The 1720-nt window shown below is 49.7% G+C and carries 1 protein-coding gene and 1 pseudogene; one reads left to right on the top strand and one right to left on the bottom strand.

Annotation, left to right across the window (positions count from 1 at the left end):
- Positions 1-273: pseudogene (locus EYA77_RS01995) on the bottom strand (glycerol permease); the annotation flags it as partial.
- Positions 274-771: 498 nt separating this feature from the next.
- On the opposite strand from EYA77_RS01995, the gene EYA77_RS01990 reads away from it, so the two are divergent.
- The gene (locus tag EYA77_RS01990) at positions 772-1224 is read left to right on the top strand and encodes a GxxExxY protein (protein ID WP_245241113.1); all 453 of its coding nucleotides are present in this window, start codon (positions 772-774) and stop codon (positions 1222-1224) included.
- The last annotated feature ends 496 nt before the right edge of the window (positions 1225-1720 follow it).

Below are 1720 nucleotides of genomic sequence, written 5' to 3'. Positions count from 1 at the left end.
GCCGGTAAGGGCGGTGATCGCGGCCGAATACTCAGCCCTGCTGTAGGCCGTGACCTGGACCTTGCCGGTCATTTCGGAGGTGTTCGGGTCGAAGTAGCCCACATAGGTCTTGTAGGTCTGCTTCCCGAGCTCGACTTCGGCGAGGCCGAGGGGGTTTTCCACGCCCGTAATTTCTGCGATGATCGCATCATACGCGGCGGCGTTCGTAAACTCTGCGGTGAAGATCCGCTTTGCGGACTTCGAGATTGCTGTCTGAATGAAATCTGCTGTCATATCGTATCGTATCCTATTGGATATTGTTGCGGGGAGTTTTTCCCCGCGGGCAGATCAGTCGATCTACCGTTGTATCGAAGCCGGCACACGTTGGAAAGAGCCCGCTCTGTATATCCTAGCCTTATGTATATCGTATTGGTATGGTATTCTATTCCGATTATCCAGGAGGGATCTTTGGCGGTGTGCCGACCTCTACTACTATATTGGACGTAAAAGAAGATATAAAGAGGGGTAATTGTCATAGTTTCTCTGTATTTTTAAGGAATGTACTTCGATTTCGTGTACGGGAAGGCGCGGAAGCATGAGAAAAAACCAACCGCGAATCGGCGCGAATCCGCCCTACGGGCGAGAAAAATCGGATTTGCTTCTCCTCACTTTCGCAAGCCTGCTATGCAGTCTTGCTCATCCCTTCATCGGGACCGTTCGGGCAAATCCTGTCGGCGCCCCAGCGCCTCCTTTGCATAAATTATATCGTGTTTGGAAAAAGAATGAAAAATCATGATGTCTGGTGACAAAATCCAGCCCGAAGAAACGGATCATCTCTTTTTTGACGAGGTTAGAAAAATCGTAGGATGCGCTTTTCGTGTGTATAATTCGCTTGGCAGCGGATTTCTGGAAGCGATATATCGCGATTCTTTGATGATAGAATTCAGGGATACTGATATTCCTGCGGAGATGGAAAAACATCTGGATGTCTATTATAAGGGAGAAAAACTGCCAAGTACCTACAAAACCGACATCATCTGCTATGGGCAGATCATCCTTGAACTTAAAGCGGTATCCAAACTCACCGATGCGGATTCAGCTCAGCTCCTCCATTATCTGAAAGCTACCGGAATCAAAACAGGAATATTATTCAATTTCGGCAAGAAGGGAAAACTTGAGTGGAAGAGATTTGTCTATTCCGATGAAAAATATCTGAAAAATGAGAATATCCGGAATACCTCATAAAGGAGCCGCTGGGGCGGCGACAGGATTTGCCCGAACGATCCCGATGAAGGGACGAGCAAGACAGCGAAGCTGGATTGCGAGAGTGAGGATAAGCAAATCCGATTATCTCGCCCGTAGGGCGGATTCGCGCCGATTCGCGGTTGGTCTTTTCTCATGTGTCCGCACCCAGTCAGTTCCTTCCCAAATCAGATATACGGTTTGATCTCATCAGATCTTCACAAAAAAAAAGAATGTTCATCCCTTCCGCCTTCCCAAAAAACGCGGCATCACCCCCCGCTGCCCCTTCGCCGTAAGCCCGTGCCGATTCAAAGCCGTCACCACACACTGCCGCGAACAACCCTCCCGTACAGAAAGTTCCCGGACACTCAGCCCCGCATCCACCAGCCCTTTCAGCTTCCTTCGATCCAGAAGCTCCGGGAAATCATACCAGTGTCTCATCAGGGGTCACCCCCTTCTTCGACACTGGTAAGACTAAGGCCGGCTATGCCAGCCCGTT

Origin of the sequence: Methanocorpusculum sp. GPch4 (assembly GCF_012062385.1) — an archaeon.
In the GTDB taxonomy this organism is placed as follows: domain Archaea; phylum Halobacteriota; class Methanomicrobia; order Methanomicrobiales; family Methanocorpusculaceae; genus Methanocorpusculum; species Methanocorpusculum parvum.
The sequence above is the reverse complement of the archived record's forward strand: the minus strand, read 5'-3'. Positions and strand labels throughout refer to the sequence as shown.

Bases quoted from the DNA above. Each gene is read 5' to 3' on its own strand.
- EYA77_RS01990 (WP_245241113.1), top strand. From the start codon at position 772: ATGATGTCTGGTGACAAAATCCAGCCCGAAGAAACGGATCATCTCTTT.